The organism is Zavarzinella formosa DSM 19928 (assembly GCF_000255705.1).
Taxonomy (GTDB): Bacteria; Planctomycetota; Planctomycetia; order Gemmatales; family Gemmataceae; genus Zavarzinella; species Zavarzinella formosa.
Genome location: NZ_AIAB01000542.1, coordinates 1 through 1,321, shown reverse-complemented (window position 1 = coordinate 1,321; position 1,321 = coordinate 1). Strand labels below are relative to the sequence as shown.

At 64.3% G+C, this 1,321-nt stretch carries 3 protein-coding genes; all 3 read right to left on the bottom strand.

Annotated elements, in window-relative coordinates:
- The coding region (locus BGIM_RS66845; protein WP_238537499.1) for a hypothetical protein at positions 1 to 232 on the bottom strand (232 nt) is incomplete at its 3' end.
- Positions 233 to 589: 357 nt separating this feature from the next.
- Positions 590 to 868, bottom strand: coding sequence for a hypothetical protein (locus BGIM_RS0100580; RefSeq protein WP_029629610.1), 279 nt, complete (start codon positions 866 to 868; stop codon positions 590 to 592).
- Positions 869 to 1,062: 194 nt separating this feature from the next.
- Positions 1,063 to 1,321, bottom strand: a 259-nt coding sequence (locus BGIM_RS47900) for a hypothetical protein (RefSeq protein ID WP_040887422.1), incomplete at its 5' end; no start/stop codon positions are given.

Below are 1,321 nucleotides of genomic sequence, written 5' to 3'. Positions count from 1 at the left end.
CCGGCCACAGGCTGCGCCGACCCGGGGCGGGCGGGCCCGGCGGGGGGCTGTCGCCTTGGCGTTTCAGGGCGCGCAACATCACGTCCTGTAGCGCCGACGTCGCGTTCACACCAGGGCCGAACTTTTGTCGCAACTGGCAAAGGTAGGGTCGCGCCTCGCGTTCGAATTCGCACGGGTCGGGCGGCAGGTCGAACGGCAGCGGCCGGCCGGGGGTTTCGAGTGGTTCTGACACGGGAATTACTCCTGACGGCGGCCGAACCGTTCGGGTCGCCTCACCATGCTAACGCACGCCGGTCAATTTGGTAACAACTCCGCGCTGATTTTCTTCATTGAGTTGCCGCTGTCGAGCGGCGAGTTCGAGAAGAGTATATTCGCGCGGCGGCGCAACAAAAAATTATTGGCTCTTGGAAAGGCGGGCGTGGCAAATTTTTCGGGCTTTGCCGAACCCTCTCAAGGCCGGCGCGTTTTTGTCTTGATCCTGGAGGGATCGCAGACATTAGCCCTGGGTCGCCGGTTTCGGCGCCCAAGCAAACAATCGTCCTGCGATTCCATCAGGGCGTCCGACACTGCGGCCCGCCCCAACGCACGCTCAGATTCTGATGTGGGGCTGCCACCCGCACAGGTGAACCAGGACGATCTTGCCGCCTTTGTCAAGGTGGTTTTGTTCGTCTTGCGTCAGGCTCACCGTGTGCGTGATGCTGTGCTTGGGCTTGCCCGTCATGGGATCCCGCGACGCCACCGAAAACTCAATCTGTCCGGTGGCCCGGAGAAGTTTCCACGTGATGTTCGCGACGTCGACCACCGTCGACACGTGCTTGTTCACCTGCTTGGTTTTCGGGGGCGGGGGCTGCTGGGGAGTCGTACCCATTTCATTGCTCCTGTCGCCGGGGGTTTGTCAATTCGGCGTGGGCCGGCGAACACCCCACGCAGATGATGAGACGGACAGACCGCTGCTGTCCGGGTTGGCCGGGCCGTGACAATTTTGACCGAGCCGCGACAATTCGGCCTTGCAACCCGCCCGCCCAAGCCGTTGGCCTGCCTGCGACGCGTGACCGCCACGCGTCAGGAGCCGCCCGCGACTTCGGCGAGGTATTGTTGAGCCTCCATAAATACGCGGAGCAGGGGGGACGGGTTACACCCTAATTTCCCGGCCGCATTTCCGACCCGGCCCGGGCAGTCGGCGGTGAACCCGGCGAACCCGGCCGCGCCCGCCAGCGTCATGTTGTCGCGGGAGTCATCGCGGAGGTCGAGTTGCCGAAGGGTTAGCGCGACTTGCGCGGTGTACGGGTGGCCGGTCCCGAACTCGAGGCGGCCGGCCCCC